This window comes from Neisseria sicca (assembly GCF_014054945.1).
Lineage (GTDB): Bacteria > Pseudomonadota > Gammaproteobacteria > Burkholderiales > Neisseriaceae > Neisseria > Neisseria sicca.
Window position 1 is genome coordinate 513,475 of the sequence record NZ_CP059566.1, and the last position, 16,403, is coordinate 529,877.

Here is a 16,403-nt window from a genome sequence, read left to right on the forward strand (position 1 = left end):
GAGGGGGATAGGTCGTCTGAAAGAAAGTAAATGAGTTTTGAGATGATACTGTATAACATTCTGACTGTAAATTTGTTTTTGACAATACAAGATTGAAAAGGAGGCGGCATGGTTTGTTTGACGCTTGGGGTCGTCTGAAAATGTTTTTCAGACGACCTTTTTGATATTGGATGGAGTCACGCTATCCGTGTTTGAACATGGCTACCCGCATCAGTTTGATTTTTATAGTCAATTAAAAACAAAATGGTACAATACTCAACTTTGAAGGTCTAACCATGGCATACTCTGCGGACTTAAGAAACAAAGCTTTAAACTATTACGAACAATGCAAAAATATCAGCCAAACCGCAGTAACGTTTAACTTGTCAAGAAACACGCTTTACCTGTGGATTCGCCTTAAAAAGCAAACAGGCAGCCTAAAACATCAAGTTACCGGTCTAAATGCCGTCAAATTGGATAGGCAAAAACTGGCTCAATATGTTGGGCAACACCCGGATGCCTATCTGCATGAAATCGCCAAACATTTTGATTGTACGCCAGCCGCCGTTTGCTATGCACTCAAACAGATGGGGATGACGCGCAAAAAAAGACCACCACTTACAAAGAACAAGATCCGGCCAAAGTAACGCATTATTTGACACAGCTGGCCGAATTTTCCGACTACCAACGCGTTTATTTGGATGAAACAGGATTTGACCGCTACCTGTTCCGTCCCTATGCCCGCAGCCCGAAAGGGCAAATAGTGAAAGCGCAGATAAGTGGAAAAAGATACCGACGCTTATCTCTGGTGTCCGCACAAGTCGGCAACCGGCTGATTGCTCCGATGGTTTATCAAGATACGATGACCGGAGTTTTTTTTGAAGCGTGGTTTCAGCAATGCCTACTGCCCGCATTGACTCAAAAATCGGTGATTATTTTAGATAATGCACGATTTCACCGTATGGGTGTCTTACGGGAAATGGCGGAAAAATTGGGACATAAGGTATTGCCTCTTGCACCTTATTCACCTGAGCTCAACCCGATTGAGAAGGTGTGGGCGAATATTAAGCGGTATCTGCGAACCATATTGTCTGATTACGCCCGATTTGACGATGCGTTACTGTCCTATTTTAAATTTAATTGACTATATTTTTGCGCCTTCTGATTGGCTTTATTGTTGAGTGAACGCAACTGGTGTGCTACGAAATCCTTGGCAGCCTCTACTTGGGACGGAACGGTCGGGTTTTCTCCGAAATATGAGATTTTCGGCAGTGGGCTGAGGAAGCTGTCGATGTCTTGCGGGGTGAGGAAACGGCCGTGCAGGTCGAAGCCGACGTTTAAGGCACGGCCGGGGATTTCTGCCAGACGGTCGTGCAAATGACCGTATAAGTGATACCAGCCTTTGTGGCAGCCGTCCCATTCGTTAATCGGGTAGTGGAACAAAATCAGCGTATTGTCTATTTCGTCCAATTGCAGTTTCCGGTAGGTTCGGGCGGATGACAGTAACGGATGTCCGTCGTGTTTGACGGTTTCAAACAGGTATTTGTTGTGACGGCGGACGATGTCGTCGTGGTTGCCGTAAATTAGGTGGTGTTTGCCGTTGAGGCGCGATAGGACGGCTGCGATTTTTTTGATGTCGTGGGCGAAAGACAAATCGCCCAAGTTGTATATGTCGTCGTCGGGGGAGACGGTGTTGTTCCATGTTTCGATCAGGTATTCGTCCATGTCGGCGATGTTGTCGAAAGGGCGGAACTGCGGACAGAATTTGGCAATGTTTTTGTGTGAAAAATGTAGGTCGGATGTGAAAAAGATTTTGCTCATGTTGCGTTTCCTGTGATTTTTCGATGCGGTTTATGGTGCGGTAGTGCGGCTATCGGCTTGAACCGTCTTGCAAGCGGGCGTATGCTGGTTATGTTTATTATGTGGTTAAGGAGTATGTATGCGTTTGGTTATTGCCGCGCCTGCCAACGGCGCACTATTGAAAGACGCGCTTAAAGCGCATTTACAAAACGATCCGCGTGTCGGCAGTCTGGTTGATTTGTCGTCATCGGACGGAACGTATCCGCAGCTTTCGTTTGCGGCGGCGCAGGAAGTGGCGGCGGGACGTGCCGACCGCGCGCTGTTGATTTGCGGTACGGGCGTGGGTACGGCGATTGCCGCCAACAAGATACGCGGCATACGGGCGGCGACGGCGCACGATTTGCTTACCGTCCGCGGCTCGGTGGAAAACTACGACGCGCAGGTGTTGTGCATGGGGCAGAATGTGATTGCCGCGCCTGCCGCTTGGGCGCTGGTGGATATTTGGTTGGATTTGCGCCACGACACAAGCAGCAGTTATGCGCCTAAGGTTGGCGAAATCGAGGCATTCGAACGCGGGGCGTAAGCGCATTATGGCTTTTGTTTTAGACAGACGACCTTCTCGTACTCTGCCATCAAGGTCGTCTGAAAACGTTTAAACGCTTATTTTCCACTTTTGCCGCAAGGATGCTTCGCGCTGTTGTCGCAGACGGTAAAATTACGCAACTGGTTGATAGCCTCGAAGACTTCGGCTTTGTTGGGTGCATAGCGGAAGGCGTATTGTTTCACATACAGGCCGTCGTTGCCTTGTATTGCTTTTACCCAAGTAAATTCGGATTTGTTGGTTTGTGGGTTGTTTTCGCAAGCCATCAGCCATAATACGAAGGGATAACCGTTTTCTTCCCCTTCCCGTACGGTGTCAAAGTTGCCTTTCGGGCAGGCATTCTGCCATAAGGAAGCCATATCTGCCCGAAATCTTTCTACGCCCGGTTTCGCGCCTGCCATGGATTGCAGGGTGATCATTTTTGTCCAGTTGTCGACAGTCTGTTTTTGCGGTACGAGCTCGACCATGATCATGCCGTTTTGTTCGGTTTGATAGTCGATTTTGAAGTCTTTGGGCGGTTCGCCGAAGGATGCCATCTCCGCAGCTTGCGCCGCCTGTGCCGCTAACGGGAGCATTACGGCGGCAAGCATCAATTTTTTGACAATATTGGTTTTTTTCATCATTTTTCCTTTTGTGATAATGAGGGGCGGATGACACAAAGCATCCGCCGCCGTCATATTATCACAAGCGTTCTGCGTTTTTCAGACGACCTTACAGTTGCCGTAAGAATGCTTGAATAAACGCAATCTTATCCAGTTCAGGCATGGCGTTGAACGCTTCGCGATGCTCGTGGATGTGGTCGATTAAGGGGTAAAACTCTTCGTCGACGTGGCGTTTGTCGAGCTTGCGTCCGATGTTGCCTTCGTTGCTTCGTCCCAGAAACTTGGAAATCAGGTAATACGGCGATTTGAGTTTGAACAGCATTTCGCCGTTTTGCGCATCAAATACCATAAAGCCTTCGTGTTCCACGTTTTTCAGACGACCTTTCAGCTCGCCGAACGTGATGTTTTTCAGCGTTTCGGGGCGGCGGATGCCGTATTGTTTGCCGATTTCGTCCAATTCGGCTTCAGTAAACTGACGGCCTGTCGCCACGTCGATGCAGCCGATTAGGGTTTCGCCCAATTCTTCGCGGATGATGTGCACGTCTTTTGCATCTGTGATTTCAAACAAAAAAGTGTGGTTCGGATAAGCGCGGAACAGGGGTTCGTATTGTGCGCAGTGTGCGGCGGTCATGTCAGCAAACGCGCTGTCGAGCGAGCCGGTGGTCGAATACAGCACTTTGCCGTCAAACGTTGCACCGTGGGACGGATGGTCGTCTGAAAGCGAGACGAAAGTGCAGCAGCCGAGGAAACCGTTTACTTTTACGACCGCATCCACCAATCGCTCGTCGCCGACGCGGATCGGGTAACGGCTGCCTTTGGCAATACGTTCCGAATAATTGAACACTTTTTTAAACGGGCGCACGATGATGCGGTTGTGTGCGTCGATAATCAAACCGCGCATTTCCAGCAGCGCATCGTCGAAGCGGTTGTCGTAGAACACGCTGCGGGCGTATTTCAACACGCGCAATTCGGGGTAACGCTTGGACGCTTTGGCGGTAAAGTTGCGGCTGCCGTGTTGCAGATAATTTTCGGTGACGAAGGTTTGCTGCGTTTCGTCAAACGGCAGGGGTTGCTGCTGGAACGCCTGCATTTGTTTGATTTTTTCCAGCTGTTCCGCGCTGGCGGGTTGTACGGCTTCGACGTGGATTTCGTTTGCCACGCGGTTTTGGTTCAGCTTGATATACGCCGCCAACACGTCATGCTCTTTCACGCCGTGCAGGTTGGGATAGAAATTGTGCATACGGTAGATTTCTGTTTCAAAACCGCTTTTTTTCGCCAGATCCAACAAATGGCGGCAACGCGAAGCCTTTTGGTTGGTGTTGGAATGGATGATTAAAATGTTGCGGTTCGGATTTTTGCGTCCGATTTTTAAGGTCTCGGTCATCAAAGCATTACCGCGTTTCTGCGCCTTATCCACCGCCTCGCCCGACCAGCGGTACACGCCGTTTTCGTCGGTCATGAGCAAGTCGTTTTCAATACGGACGATTTCCGCATCCGGATACTGCGCTTTAAATTCGGCGGCTTTTTGTTCGGCGAAAGTCGATTTTCCCGAACCTTGATGACCGCGGATTAAGATGAATTTTTGCATAGTGTTTGATTTCCTTATTTGGGTTTTCAGACGACGTTTGGTGTGAGGGGTCGTCTGAAAACAATACGGGCGATTTCCTTATCGATTTCTTCCGCCAACAAACGGACGGGATAACTTTGCCAATCGGGATAACGGCTGCTGTGATAACAATGCCAATAGCTGCGGATGCGGTTTTTCTGCTTTTGCCAATAAAGCGGGTTGTCAGCGAAAAAACGTGCCAAAGCCGCAACGTTGTGTTGGAAAAATACGGCAACGTCAAATTGTATCGGCAAAACATATTCGCCGAGCAACTGTGCGGCAAAAGGCAGGACGAACGCAGGCTGTCCGGCGGCGAGCAGCGGTTTGAAATGCCGTTCGCGAACATGACCGTCGTGATGGCGGGTATTCAGACAGTGTGCCATCAGTTGCCGAACCTCGTCCCCTTTCGCATGGAAAGCTGCATATTGGCGTCTGATGAGGCGGATTGTCTGTCCGTCTGAAACAACGGTTTCCCCTTGGATGACGGACAAGCGGCTGCGGTAGGGCTGCCGCAAAATCAGCGTTTCTGCCTCATGCCGCAAGGTCGCGGGAAAGGTTTCGCACAGGGCTAGTTCGTCAGCATTCATGTTTGCCACTCAATCTTTTACCGGTAAGGTCGTCTGAAAACGTTGCCACCTTATCTTCAGACGGCCTCTTGGCTAATTTACCGCCACCAGCTCGGTTTTCTCAATCTCTTCCACCCAGAAATCCGCACCCATACCTTGCTCGGCGAACGAGCCGATGAGCGTGAACACTTGGTCGGAGAAGCCTCCAATGTTCAAGATGTCGCAGCGGTTTTGCATCTGCACGGTGGTGTAGGGCTGGATGTCCAAGCAGACGAGTTTGGCTTCGGGGCAGCGTTGTTTCAGGATGTCCCATTCCTTCATCAGGCCGGTTTTGCCGCCCCATTGTCCGAGGTCTGCCCAGCTTTCGTTGTCAGACACGATGACGACCAAATCCACATCGGCTTTTTCGCGGTTCAACAGGGCGAGCGGTGCGCTGCATGCCGTTCCGCCGCCGCCGATATTGGCGAGTTTTTGGGCGTTGGTCATGATGCTGTCTCGCGGGTTGAGCTGCACGTTTACCGTGATTTGTTCAAACGGTATCACGCGGGCTTTCGGGTTGGTGCGCAACATGGCGGCGGATACGAGCGCGGCGATGTCGATACAGCGGGTTCTGCTGGTCGCGCTGCCGCGATAGCCGGTGGACGGGCTGTGCATGGAGCCGGAGACGTCCGGGCAAACCACGACTTTGCCTCGGATTGCCGGTACGTTTTGTACGGCGGTTTCCATCGCATCTTGCAAGACTTCGCGGATTTCAAACGGCATCTGTTCGGATGTTGCCTGATACGCGGTCAGCAATTGGTAAGGCAGGACGCGGGCGCGGCGGATGGCGGTTTGGTCGCGCAGTTTTTCTGCCACCATTTTGATGTTTTTGCTTTTCGCAAACACATCGTGGAGCAGGAAAGTGTTCAGGTTTTGGCGAACCTGCTGCCATGAGCCGTTGCGGGCGATTTGCGCCCAGTCGCCGCTATTCAATTCCAAAGCAGTGAGCATTTGGAAGGGAACGTCGGGCAATGCGCCTTGGCGGCTTTGTTTGTAGTCTTCAAAGGCGCGGGTGATGGGCGGCAATGCTTCGCGGTCGTACGGTTTGCCGATGAGCCACGCAAACCAGGCGGCACGCCATGCTTCACGCGGTTTGGGATGCACCATTTTGACCACATCCGCCAGCGACGGAGCATTGCCGATAGCGGCGTTCAACAGTTGTTTTTCGGTAGCGGTCAAAAGCCAGGTCTGCATCAGTTTTTTCGGACGGTTGCCGAAGGATTTTCTGCCGACCGCGCCGCTGCGGATGATTTGCGCGAAGTTGCGCAACATTTTACCGTTGTCCGCCACTTGGTCGAATACGCGGGCAAGCATGTTCACGTCTTTCTGCGCCAACACGGCAAGCAACAGCGCGGGCATGTCTTTCATGAAGCCTTTTTGACGGGCGTACACGGCGGTTTTGGCGATAAACTCGGCATCCAGGTTTTCTGCCAATTCCAATACTTGCTCAAGCTGGTCTTGCGCATCGGTGTAGTAAGTGCTGTTCAGGCAGCCGGTGGCGGCAAGTTGGGCGAGCTGTTGTTTGGGTGTCAGCGTGTAGGCGATGCCGCCTGCTTCGTTATGTGTGTCGGCAGCGGTCAAACGGGTTTTGATAGATTGGAACAAGGTGGTGTTAACCATTTTCATTTCCTTTCGTGTTGTTGGTTTTGGGTGGTCTGAACTGTTCAGACGACCTCGAATGGGTGGCAGCGCAGCGGCTAATATTTGAAGGGATACGTTTTTTTAACGTGGAAGGTTAATGTAATCCCTTCAGGCATCCGCCTGCTGCCGTAAAAAAAGGTGGGCGGCTAGATTGGCAGGATTTACGCCGTTTCCGGCGGCGGGAATCGAACCCGCAATAACCGATCTAATGTAATCCTGCCGGCATCCGCCCGTAAGGGGTGGGCGCGTCCTGCAACAAGGGTTGGGGAAATGCATTTTTTACGCGCTCTTCCGGTTAAGCTATTCCGCCTCTGTCTGACGGAAACGGGATTTGAACCCGTACCTCGTACTCCCTAAGTGATGTAATTTCCCCGGCATTTGCCGGTTGCGCCCTTAAACTTTTTATAGTGGATTAACTTTAAAGCAGTACGGCGTTGCCTCGCCTTAGCTCAAAGAGAACGATTCTCTAAGGTGCTGAAGCACCAAGTGAATCGGTTCCGTACTATCTGTACTGTCTGCGGCTTCGTCGCCTTGTCCTGATTTAAATTTAATCCACTATATTTAATCCTCTAAAATCTTGCTTTCAATCACGCAGCGGATACATGCCTGCCGCACATAGGCTTTACGGTCGTCTGAAAGACGCAGTACAAGCATACTTCCATAGCCGAACAGAAACTCTGCTTCTTTGCCCTGCGCCGTGCCGAGTATTTCGGCTTGGCGGAAGGTGCGGCCGTCTGAAAGCGCGATGTCGTAACGGCAGCCTTCCTTTATCAAACTGCATTCCGCTTCGGGAAAAGCCTGTTTCCGCCAAGCCTGCTCGCGTTTGCGGCTGCGGCAGGTTTGGAACGACCCGCAAACCAGAGTCGAAAAAACGATGACGCCGATGATTAGCCAAGTGTTCATATCTATTCCTTAAAGTCGGCTCAGTTTCAGGTAGCTTTTTTTCGGAAAAGGATGTTCATGGCTATGTCTTCTTCAGGTCGTCTGAAAGTGTTGATAAGGGGCAGCACGGCAAACAACGAGTTTTTTGGAAACGCCTTATTGCTCTAACCGACTGAGCTACCCGCCGAAAGCGGGGCAGGACTCGAACCTGCGACGAATGTAGTTCCCAAGGCATTTGTCCGCCATGCTGCGAAAAAGGTGGGCGGCTAGATTGGCAGGATTTACGCCGTTTCCGGCGGCGGGAATCGAACCCGCAATAACCGATCTAATGTAATCCTGCCGGCATCCGCCCGTAAGGGGTGGTATATCTGGCAACAAGGGGTAGAGAAATTTTTACGCGCTCTATCCTCTGAGCTACTCTGCCATAGTTGGCGGCAGAGGCGGGATTCGAACCCGCGACCTCGAGCGTTTGCAGGCTGTAATTCCTCCGGCATTTGCCGAATGCACCTAAAACGGTTCTTGTCGTAGGTCGTCTGAAAAGTTTCAGACGACCTTGAGTGATCAAGCGATACAGCAAGCCATCAACCATTCAGGGAAACAAGGCTGGCATTTGCCTGCTGAATCAGAAAAGGTGGGCGACTAGAAAAACAAGACGTCAACGCCTATTAGGCGAGGCAGGAGTCGAACCTGCAGAAACTTTGTAGTCTTGTCGGCATTCGCCCTGTAACGACACGGCAGCTAAAAATTTACGGAAAATTCTTTCCTGTAGAACTGTATTTTCCGCAGCATCTGCTGCATCGTTACATTTACAACATAGCCAACAGCGTGCCAACGATAAAAAAATTTCAAAATTAATTTTTAATTTATTGAATAAAAAGAAAATATATTTTGATGTGGTCTTTTGCGGCAAAAAGCGTAGAATGCTGAAAAATATATTTTTAGATAGATTTATAGAAAATAAGATATTTAAGGAGATGTGATGCGATTCGACGATTTGGACAAACGCCTGCGGCAATACGAAACCGCTTACGATTTCTGCGTGCCGCAGGAAAACTTCATCGTAGTGCGCTTGGACGGTCGCGGCTTTACGCGGTTGACTAAGGAAATTTGGCAGTTTGAAGCCCCGTTCGATATCCGCTTCCGCGACCTGATGGCACACACCGTCCGGCATTTGATGCAGTGCGGTTTCAATGTGGCGTACGGCTATTCGGAAAGCGATGAAATTTCGCTGCTGTTGCGCCGCGACGACGATACGTTCAAACGCAAAACGCGCAAAATCATTTCGGTATTGGCGGGCGAAGCCAGCGCTGCCTTTTCGGTAGCGCACGGGCAATCTGCCGCTTTTGATGCACGGGTTTGCGTTTTGCCGAACGAAAAACTGGTGGTCGATTATTTCCGTTGGCGGCATGAAGACGCGCACCGCAACGCGCTCAACGCCCACTGCTATTGGATGCTGCGTAAAAAAGGCGAAAGCGTGTCCCGCGCCACGGATGCCGTCAGCGGGCTGACACGCGCTCAAAAACACGATTTGCTGTTTGAAAATAACATTAATTTCAACGAACTGCCCGCATGGCAGAAACGCGGCTTCGGCGTGTATTTTCAGACGACCTTGAAAGAGGGTTTCAACCCGGAAACCGGTGAAACCGTGCAGGCGGAACGCCAAATCTTACATACGGATTTCGAGCTGCCTTTGGGTGATGATTACGGCGCATTTGTCTTGGAAAGAATGGTTTAGGTCGTCTGAAAATGAATACTGCACCCAAAAAACAAGTCGCCGTCAGCTTTCTCGGTACGGTATTGGACAGCGGTTTCGGTCAAGGGCGTTGGCAGAAGTGGCGGCCGAATGTCGCCATGAATCAGCGTCATGATTTCCATCTTGACCGCATGGAGCTGTTTTATGCGGAGAAATACCGCGATCTGGCGGATCATGTGAAAGCCGATATTCAGCAGGTGTCGCCGCACACCGTTGTCAATCTCGTGCCTATGGAGCTGGAAAACCCGTGGGATTTTTCCGAGGTTTATACCAAGCTGCACGACTGGGCGGCGGGCTATACGTTTGATACTGAAGAAGAAACTTATCTCACCCATATCACCACGGGTACGCACGTTGCGCAAATCTGCCTGTTTTTATTGGTGGAATCGCGCCAAATCCCCGGCGTGCTGTTGCAGACTGCGCCGCCGAAAAACCAAAGGCGCAGCATGGGGAAAGGCGATATCGGCGGTTATGAAATCATCGATTTGGATTTGGCGCGTTACGATGTGCTTGCCGAACGCCTTGCCGCTGTGCGCGATGACGCGGTGCGCTACCTGAAAAGCGGCATCTCCACCCAAAACGCCGCCTTCAACCGCATGATTGCCGAAATCGAACAAGTCGCGCTGCATTCCCCATCGCCGATTCTGCTCTCCGGCCCTACCGGTGCGGGCAAATCGATGCTGGCACGCAGGATTTTCGAATTGAAAAAGGCGCGCCATCTGATTAAAGGCGAGTTTGTCGATGTGAACTGCGCCACCTTGCGCGGCGACGGCGCGGCTTCCGCCCTGTTCGGACACAAAAAAGGCGCGTTTACCGGCGCGGCGGAAAAGCGCGAAGGCTATTTGAAAACCGCCGACGGCGGCGTACTGTTTTTGGACGAAATCGGCGAATTGGGCTTGGACGAACAGGCCATGTTGCTCAAAGCCATTGAAGAAAAACATTTTTATCCCGTCGGTAGCGACAAGGAAGTGCACAGCAGCTTCCAGCTTATCGCCGGTACCAACCGCGACCTGCGGCGGGAAATCCGCGCCGGACGCTTTCGCGAAGACCTGTTCGCCCGCATCAATATTTGGAATTACCCGCTGCCCGCGCTCGCCGACCGCCGTGAAGACATCGAGCCGAACATCGAACACCAGCTCGCGCTCGCCTCGCAGGAACTCGGCCGCGCCACCCGTTTCAATAAAGAAGCCCTGTCTGCCTACCTTGCCTTCGCCCATTCAAACGAAGCCCGATGGCGCGGCAATTTCCGCGACCTTGCCGCCAGCATCATGCGCCTGGCCACGCTTGCCCCGCAGGGCAGGATACAGGCGGAGCAAGTAGCGGCGGAAATTGAGCGGCTCAAATGGTTATGGGATGAAGAGGCGGATTCAGACGACCTTTTGCACAAGGGGTCGTCTGAAAAGGCGGATAACTATCCTGACAAAATCGATTGGGAAAATTTGGATTTGTTTGACCGCTTGCAATTGCAGAACGTGATTGACGAATGCCGCAAACACCAAAACATGGCGCAGGCGGGGCGGGCATTGTTTCATGTTTCCCGAAACAGCCGCGCCAAAACCAATGACAGCGACAGGCTGCGCAAATATTTGCAGAAATTCGGTTTGGAGTGGGGCGATATCGTGCAGTAGATGAGGCTTGAACCGATCGGGTTGGGGCGGAAGGGGTTTTTATTTCGATTGGCTGGTATTAGGAAGGGTCGTCTGAAAAAATTGTTCTCAAGATTCACTGAGTTCGTTTTAGCTCCGCAGAAACTGACTGCGTCCGTTTTCAGACGACCTTTTACTTTGTGGCGGGGATGTATTTATGGTTTGGTCAGATAAGGATATAGACTCAGGCGTCCGTCTTGACGTACGGCTAAATAGTCCGGTGCATCAAACCTCATCCCAGTGCCGTGATAAAGGCATTTTTGTCGAGGATCGGGATACAGTCCGCCGCCCAAATAGCCGATTTCTAGCGGTTGCTGATTGGCAGCATACTGTTTTAACACTGCGGCAGCAGCTTGTGTTTGTTCGGCGGTGGGATGGTCGTCGGCTCGTCCCAGACCAAACAGATCCCAAAAGGTTTTTCTAGGAGGGGTAATACGGATATTGTATGTCGTACACCCATCGTCATAAATTAGGTGTTCTATTTGGCGGACGGAAATTCGATAGTAACCGTGGCTGCCTACAATACTGAGGACTTGGGCTTTTGAAGAATCACCGCCGGCATAGGTTGCTAACGGAAACGATAGGAAGAAGAGGGGGATAAGGTAGCGCATAAGGTTTAGGTCGTCTGAAAGAGTGTTGGGCGTTACTGCAAGCTTAACATGGCAGGTATTACGGAAAGTATAGTGGATTAAATTTAAACCAGTACGGCGTTGCCTCGCCTTGCCGTACTATTTGTACTGTCTGCGGCTTCGTCGCCTTGTCCTGATTTAAATTTAATCCACTATAGGAAGGTAAGGTCGGGTATGGCGTTTTTCTTTTTACTGGAAGGGTCGTCTGAAATTTTTCAGACGACCCTTTTTGTCTTTGCTTGGAAAGATAACGCATTAAAACAATTACGGATTTTCGCTATACGGGGAAATTTTCGTCACGCGTCGGCGTTTTTGGTGCAGGGGGCGGGTTTGTTCCGGCTGGAAAACGTAATCAAAGGGGCGAAGTTGCAGCGTCTGCCACAGGCAGTCCAGGTTGCGTGTGGCGGCGGCGCGGGTTTGTTCTGTGTCGGGCGTCAGGAAAATGTGCAGGGCTTTGCCGTGTTGCTCGACACGGTATTCTTGGATGAGGTCGTCTGAAATCATGGCGCGGCGGATGAAGTCGGCGTAGAGGGCGTAAGGTTCGCCGTTTGCCGTGCGTGCGTCGAGGATGTCGTCGCAGCGTCCTTCGATGGCGCTGATGCGGGCGAATGCGCTGCCGCAGGGGCAGGGTGCGTCGTTGGCAATCAAAACGTCGTCGAGGCGGTAGCGGATGACGGGTTGGCTTTTGCGGTTGAAGTCGGTGATGATGGGGGCGAAGCGGCCGCTTTCGCGGTCTATCCAGTCTTTTTCGATATAGACCATGTCTTCGTTCAGATGCAGGTTGCCGTAGGCGCAGGTGTGGGCGAGGAAGCCTTCGGTGCATTGGTAGATTTGGTGAACCGGCGTGCCGAAGCGTTGTTCAATGCGGGTTTTGACTTGAGGTTCTAAAACTTCGGCAACGGAGATGATTTTTTTGGGGTGTATGGTGAGGTCGGGGTGTTGGGCAAGCTGCTGCAATACTTGGGCGGGGGAGATGAGGATGGTGGGCTTTTGCGCGTTGAGCCTTGGGATGTGCGCGTCCAAGGCTTCGAGCAGGTCGTAAAACTCAAAGCGTATCAGCGGGCTTTTAACGGCGGTGTAGAGGTTGCTGTTGGCGCGCAGGAAGAAGGCGATGCTGTGGCGGGAGAGGTAGGGGCGGGGCAGCATGCGTTTGAGCATATAGCCTGCCCACAGGGCGGACTCTTCGGGGGAAACGAGGAAAATGCCCCTGTTGCCGCTGGTGCCGGAGGAAAGCCCGACGGTGATTTCTTTGCCCGAGGTCGTCTGAAAAACGGGGCTGAAGTCGCGGCTTTCTTCGGCTTTGAGCGCGACGGAGAGGGCGTCTTTTTCGCTGATGCCGTAGGCGTTGATGTCGGCGAAATGCTGCATGAAGATGCGTTTGTTGATAACGGGGTAGTCTTGCAGCTTGGCGCTGTGGGGGTAGAAGCGGCTGTTGTGGTTTGTCAAAAGGCGGTCGAGCTGTTTTTGCTGGTGTGCTTCAAGGGCGGCGCGTTCCGTGTAGTTTCGTGTGTGGAAAAAGGATTTAAGGATTTGCCATTTTGAAGGTTTCATGGTGTGTTCTTTTGTGCAGTTGAGGGGCTTTGCTCGTCGGGTTTTCAGACGACCTGCTTTAATCCAAACCTTCCATGCCCAATCGACGCAAGGTGGGTTCGCAATGGCTGGGAACGAGGATGATTTCGCGGTTGCGGCGGTGGAGGTCTTGCAGGCGGTCTATGGTGGCTTGGACGGCGTTGCGGTTTTGCGCGATAAGGCCGGTAAGGGGGTTGGGGCGGCGGTTGTGGCTGATGGTCGCAAACCGCCAAACGGCGTCGGCAATCAGGAAAAATTCTCCGGCTATCAGCCCGTATTGTCCGGCGGCATGGCCGGGCAGGGCGACGGCAATCAAATCGGCACTGATGCGGTAGCCTTGTTCAAACGGGTAAAACGCTTCGTCAAGGCGGACTTCGGGCATATCTTCGATAAAGCGGGCGCGCTGCGGCAGGTCTTGGGGCAACAGCTCGCGCAGGAAGCCTTGTTTGACTTCGATGATGCGGTTGGTCAGGCTTTCGGGTTTGTCGGTACGGTAAACAAAATCGTAGGCGGCGCGGGAAAGGATGATTTCTGCGTCGGGGAAGTCTTTGAGTCCGGCAATATGGTCGGCGTGCAGGTGGGAGAGGAAGATTTGGTTGATGTCGTGCGCGGCATCGCCCAAACGCTCGCGTATGGTCGGTTGGCTGAGGGTGACGGGCGTGGTCAGCGCGTAAAACTTTTCGGGAAATCGGCGGCAGGCTTGGAAAAATCGGGGCGCGTAGCCGGTATCAAACAGCAGGTTGCCGCCTTGGTGGGTGATGTGGGCGGTCATGGCGGGAAAGGCTGCTTTACGCAGGCTGCCGCCCCGTTCGACCATACATTCGGGATGGGTGCAGTAGCCGGTGTGGTAGAAACGGATGTCCATAGCTTCAGCCTTTCAGGGAACGGGCGTATTGCCGCAGTCCGTCGGCAATGCTGATTTGGGGTTCGTAGCCGAGCAGCGAACGGGCGCGGCTGATGTCTAGGGTTTGGTCGAAGGAAATCGTGCCTATGCTGTAACGGGTGACGAGGGGTTCGCGAAAGGAACGGGTCAGCCGCGCCTGCGTTTCCAGTAGGCGGGCAACGCTGTCAATCAGGCGATAGGAGACAGGTTTCAGACGACATCCGAGATGCAGGGTATCGATGATTTGCCGGTAGAGTGCGGCGATGGTCTGCGGCTCGCCGTTGGTGATGTTGAACGGCATGGCGCGGGGCACATCAGCTTCAGCTGCCAACAGAAGGGCATGGACGACGTTGCCGACGTAGGTCACGTCCACTAATGCGCCGCCCGCTTCGCGGCCGCTGCGCCGAATCAGCGGCAGAAAGCCTTTTTCGGAGATTTTGAGCAGGCGCGGCAGGACGGCGGTATCGTATTCGCCGAAAATGCCGCGCGGACGGATGATGACGCTGGAGAGGTCGGTGGCGGCGGCAACTTCTTGTTCAGCAAGGAATTTGGTGTAGGCGTAGTCGTTGACGAAGTGGCGGCTGATAAAGGTTTCGGGGACTTTGTGCTGGTCGAGGTAGTCGAAATAGATGCTGGGTGTGGAAACGTGTACCAGCTTGCCGATATGGTGCTGCCGCATCGCCGCTAAGACGTTTTGCGTGGCGGTCACATTGGCGCGGTAAAAATCTTCATAACGCCCCCACGGCGAGGACAGCGCGGCGCAATGGAACACGATATCGGCATTGGAAAATGCCTTCAGGGTCTGATTGCGGTCGGACAAATCGAAGGCGTGAAATTCCGTATCCAGCATTTTGCCGATTTCGGTATTGCGCCCGCATGCGGCTACCTGCCAGCCTTGGGCAAGCAGCGTCTGCACAAGGTTGCGCCCCAGTCCGCCGGTTGCGCCGGTGACGATGGCCTTTTTCATGGTTTTTCCCAAACCAAGGCGCCCAAGCCCACGCCTGCGGATGTGCCGAACAGCAAAACTTTATCGCCGGATCGGACGGGGAAGTCGGTCAGCAGGTGGTGCAGCGCGGAGGGGATGGAGGCGGAGATTTGGTTGCCGTGGGTGTTGAAAATATCGACGATTTTGGCGGGGTCGAGTTTCAGACGGCTGATGATGTGTTGCAAAGCGCCGCGGCTTGCCTGATGCGGAACGATCCAGTCTATGTCTGCCAACGTCAAATCCGCCTGCGCCAACGTTTCATCCAAGAAGCCGGGTATGGCTTCGGCGGCAAGTTTGTAGAGCTTTTTGCCGTTCATGTGGAAATACGCTTGGGAGACATAGCTTTCGGGATGTTTGGACGGGTGGTTTTCATAGCCGCCCGCAGGAATGGTGCAAAATTCGTAGCCTTCGGGATGTACCTCGAATTTGCTTGTCAGCACGCCGCCGCGTTCAGACGACCTGATGACCGCCGCCGCCGCGCCGTCGCCGAAAATGGTCGAACTGTGAAAATCGTTCCAGTCCAAGCCGACAGAGGCGACATCGCAGCTGATCAATAAAATGGTGGGATATTTGTGTAACAGCGAATCCGCCAAATCCAAGCTGCGTAAGAACGACAAACAGGTCATGTTGACATCGAATGCGGCAATCGGGCGCGCGGGCTTCAGCAGCCGTAATGTATGCGCGGCATTGAAGGGAATGCATTGACGGTCGATGCCCGAAGCGTTGATGACGCAATCCACATCGTCAATCGTGATGCCTGCTGCCGCCAGCGCAATTTTTGCGGCTTGAAGCTGCATCGCATCGGCAGATTCGTCGTCTGCCAGAAAGTAGCGTTGCGCCAAGCCGCTGAGTTTTTCGGTGCGGCCTTCTTTGATGCCGAGCAGGGCATCGATTTCGTTGGAAGGAACCAGCCGCGAAGGCAGTCCTTTGCCTGTGCCGATGATGTTGAGACGGAGGGATGGGTTCGGATGAGTTGTTTGCATAATATATCCGCTAGTGAGTAATACTTCAGCATAGTATTAATATTTTGTCATTGTCAACGTTTATATCCGCGGCCAACTCAAAAAAAGGTCGTCTGAAAACCTGTAAACGGCTTTTCAGACGACGTTGCCAATATCTTTGTATAGTGGATTAAATTTAAATCAGGACAAGGCGACGAAGCCGCAGACAGTACAGATAGTACGGCAAGGCGAGGCAACGCCGTACTGGTTTAAAGTTAATC

15 protein-coding genes and 1 pseudogene are annotated in these 16,403 nt (G+C 52.6%); 4 read left to right on the plus strand and 12 right to left on the minus strand.

Annotation, left to right across the window (positions count from 1 at the left end; all coding sequences use genetic code 11):
• Positions 1 to 275: 275 nt before the first annotated feature.
• Positions 276 to 1,123, plus strand: a protein-coding gene (locus H3L95_RS02560; RefSeq protein WP_182096198.1) for an IS630 family transposase whose coding sequence is annotated in 2 segments (ribosomal slippage) — positions 276 to 591 and positions 591 to 1,123 — 849 coding nt in all. Because the reading frame shifts where the segments join, the coding sequence is not laid out codon by codon here.
• Here H3L95_RS02560 and H3L95_RS02565 read toward each other — a convergent pair.
• On the minus strand, positions 1,105 to 1,800 hold the full coding sequence (locus H3L95_RS02565; RefSeq protein ID WP_003760352.1) for a hypothetical protein: 696 nt from the start codon (positions 1,798 to 1,800) through the stop codon (positions 1,105 to 1,107). The genes H3L95_RS02560 and H3L95_RS02565 overlap by 19 nt on opposite strands.
• Before the next feature lie 118 nt (positions 1,801 to 1,918).
• Here H3L95_RS02565 and H3L95_RS02570 point away from each other — a divergent pair, with 118 nt between their 5' ends.
• The gene (locus H3L95_RS02570) at positions 1,919 to 2,362 is read left to right on the plus strand and encodes an RpiB/LacA/LacB family sugar-phosphate isomerase (RefSeq protein WP_003760350.1); all 444 of its coding nucleotides are present in this window, start codon (positions 1,919 to 1,921) and stop codon (positions 2,360 to 2,362) included.
• A 77-nt stretch (positions 2,363 to 2,439) separates the two neighbouring features.
• On the opposite strand, the gene H3L95_RS02575 is transcribed toward H3L95_RS02570, so the two are convergent.
• The 5 genes from H3L95_RS02575 to H3L95_RS02595 all read right to left on the minus strand — a co-directional run bounded on the left by H3L95_RS02575 (position 2,440) and on the right by H3L95_RS02595 (position 7,737).
• Positions 2,440 to 3,003 carry an HI_0983 family protein gene (locus H3L95_RS02575; protein ID WP_259345824.1) on the minus strand — a complete coding sequence of 188 codons (564 nt, stop codon included), beginning with the start codon at positions 3,001 to 3,003 and terminating at the stop codon, positions 2,440 to 2,442.
• Positions 3,004 to 3,091: 88 nt separating this feature from the next.
• The gene (locus tag H3L95_RS02580) at positions 3,092 to 4,570 is read right to left on the minus strand and encodes an AAA family ATPase (RefSeq protein ID WP_003760347.1); all 1,479 of its coding nucleotides are present in this window, start codon (positions 4,568 to 4,570) and stop codon (positions 3,092 to 3,094) included.
• A 26-nt stretch (positions 4,571 to 4,596) separates the two neighbouring features.
• A complete protein-coding gene (locus H3L95_RS02585; protein ID WP_241429739.1) occupies positions 4,597 to 5,175 on the minus strand; it encodes a hypothetical protein in 579 nt (192 codons plus the stop codon).
• A gap of 72 nt (positions 5,176 to 5,247) precedes the next feature.
• Positions 5,248 to 6,819 carry a TROVE domain-containing protein gene (locus H3L95_RS02590; RefSeq protein ID WP_003760342.1) on the minus strand — a complete coding sequence of 524 codons (1,572 nt, stop codon included), beginning with the start codon at positions 6,817 to 6,819 and terminating at the stop codon, positions 5,248 to 5,250.
• Between the two features lie 576 nt (positions 6,820 to 7,395).
• Complete coding sequence (locus tag H3L95_RS02595; protein WP_003760337.1) at positions 7,396 to 7,737, minus strand: hypothetical protein; 342 nt, start codon at positions 7,735 to 7,737, stop codon at positions 7,396 to 7,398.
• A gap of 958 nt (positions 7,738 to 8,695) precedes the next feature.
• Between H3L95_RS02595 and H3L95_RS02600 the strand changes: the two genes are divergently transcribed.
• Both H3L95_RS02600 and rtcR read left to right on the plus strand, forming a co-directional pair.
• Entirely contained in the window at positions 8,696 to 9,451 is a 756-nt protein-coding gene (locus H3L95_RS02600) for a tRNA(His) guanylyltransferase Thg1 family protein (RefSeq protein WP_003760331.1), read from the plus strand.
• A gap of 11 nt (positions 9,452 to 9,462) precedes the next feature.
• Positions 9,463 to 11,097 carry an RNA repair transcriptional activator RtcR gene (gene rtcR / locus H3L95_RS02605; protein WP_003760329.1) on the plus strand — a complete coding sequence of 545 codons (1,635 nt, stop codon included), beginning with the start codon at positions 9,463 to 9,465 and terminating at the stop codon, positions 11,095 to 11,097.
• Positions 11,098 to 11,270: 173 nt separating this feature from the next.
• Here rtcR and H3L95_RS02610 read toward each other — a convergent pair whose 3' ends face one another.
• From H3L95_RS02610 to H3L95_RS02635, 6 genes and pseudogenes are all read right to left on the minus strand, one after another.
• Positions 11,271 to 11,726, minus strand: coding sequence for a hypothetical protein (locus H3L95_RS02610; protein ID WP_003760325.1), 456 nt, complete (start codon positions 11,724 to 11,726; stop codon positions 11,271 to 11,273).
• A gap of 67 nt (positions 11,727 to 11,793) precedes the next feature.
• A pseudogene (locus H3L95_RS02615) lies at positions 11,794 to 11,904 on the minus strand (IS5/IS1182 family transposase); the annotation flags it as partial.
• Positions 11,905 to 12,008: 104 nt separating this feature from the next.
• Positions 12,009 to 13,295 (minus strand): F390 synthetase-related protein, encoded by a 1,287-nt coding sequence (locus tag H3L95_RS02620; RefSeq protein ID WP_003760321.1) that lies wholly within the window; start codon positions 13,293 to 13,295, stop codon positions 12,009 to 12,011.
• A 58-nt stretch (positions 13,296 to 13,353) separates the two neighbouring features.
• The gene (locus H3L95_RS02625) at positions 13,354 to 14,178 is read right to left on the minus strand and encodes an MBL fold metallo-hydrolase (protein ID WP_003760319.1); all 825 of its coding nucleotides are present in this window, start codon (positions 14,176 to 14,178) and stop codon (positions 13,354 to 13,356) included.
• Between the two features lie 4 nt (positions 14,179 to 14,182).
• The gene (locus H3L95_RS02630; protein WP_003760317.1) at positions 14,183 to 15,163 is read right to left on the minus strand and encodes an NAD-dependent epimerase/dehydratase family protein; all 981 of its coding nucleotides are present in this window, start codon (positions 15,161 to 15,163) and stop codon (positions 14,183 to 14,185) included.
• Positions 15,160 to 16,164: a 3-oxoacyl-[acyl-carrier-protein] synthase III C-terminal domain-containing protein gene (locus H3L95_RS02635; protein ID WP_003760315.1), complete on the minus strand. Its 1,005-nt coding sequence runs from the start codon at positions 16,162 to 16,164 to the stop codon at positions 15,160 to 15,162. Before H3L95_RS02635 ends, H3L95_RS02630 begins: the two co-directional genes overlap by 4 nt.
• Positions 16,165 to 16,403 lie beyond the last annotated feature (239 nt).

Coding starts and splice junctions, on each gene's coding strand:
- H3L95_RS02565 (WP_003760352.1), bottom strand. CDS start 1,800: ATGAGCAAAATCTTTTTCACATCCGACCTACATTTTTCACACAAAAAC.
- H3L95_RS02570 (WP_003760350.1), top strand. CDS start 1,919: ATGCGTTTGGTTATTGCCGCGCCTGCCAACGGCGCACTATTGAAAGAC.
- H3L95_RS02575 (WP_259345824.1), bottom strand. CDS start 3,003: ATGATGAAAAAAACCAATATTGTCAAAAAATTGATGCTTGCCGCCGTA.
- H3L95_RS02580 (WP_003760347.1), bottom strand. CDS start 4,570: ATGCAAAAATTCATCTTAATCCGCGGTCATCAAGGTTCGGGAAAATCG.
- H3L95_RS02585 (WP_241429739.1), bottom strand. CDS start 5,175: ATGAATGCTGACGAACTAGCCCTGTGCGAAACCTTTCCCGCGACCTTG.
- H3L95_RS02590 (WP_003760342.1), bottom strand. CDS start 6,819: ATGAAAATGGTTAACACCACCTTGTTCCAATCTATCAAAACCCGTTTG.
- H3L95_RS02595 (WP_003760337.1), bottom strand. CDS start 7,737: ATGAACACTTGGCTAATCATCGGCGTCATCGTTTTTTCGACTCTGGTT.
- H3L95_RS02600 (WP_003760331.1), top strand. CDS start 8,696: ATGCGATTCGACGATTTGGACAAACGCCTGCGGCAATACGAAACCGCT.
- rtcR (WP_003760329.1), top strand. CDS start 9,463: ATGAATACTGCACCCAAAAAACAAGTCGCCGTCAGCTTTCTCGGTACG.
- H3L95_RS02610 (WP_003760325.1), bottom strand. CDS start 11,726: ATGCGCTACCTTATCCCCCTCTTCTTCCTATCGTTTCCGTTAGCAACC.
- H3L95_RS02620 (WP_003760321.1), bottom strand. CDS start 13,295: ATGAAACCTTCAAAATGGCAAATCCTTAAATCCTTTTTCCACACACGA.
- H3L95_RS02625 (WP_003760319.1), bottom strand. CDS start 14,178: ATGGACATCCGTTTCTACCACACCGGCTACTGCACCCATCCCGAATGT.
- H3L95_RS02630 (WP_003760317.1), bottom strand. CDS start 15,163: ATGAAAAAGGCCATCGTCACCGGCGCAACCGGCGGACTGGGGCGCAAC.
- H3L95_RS02635 (WP_003760315.1), bottom strand. CDS start 16,164: ATGCAAACAACTCATCCGAACCCATCCCTCCGTCTCAACATCATCGGC.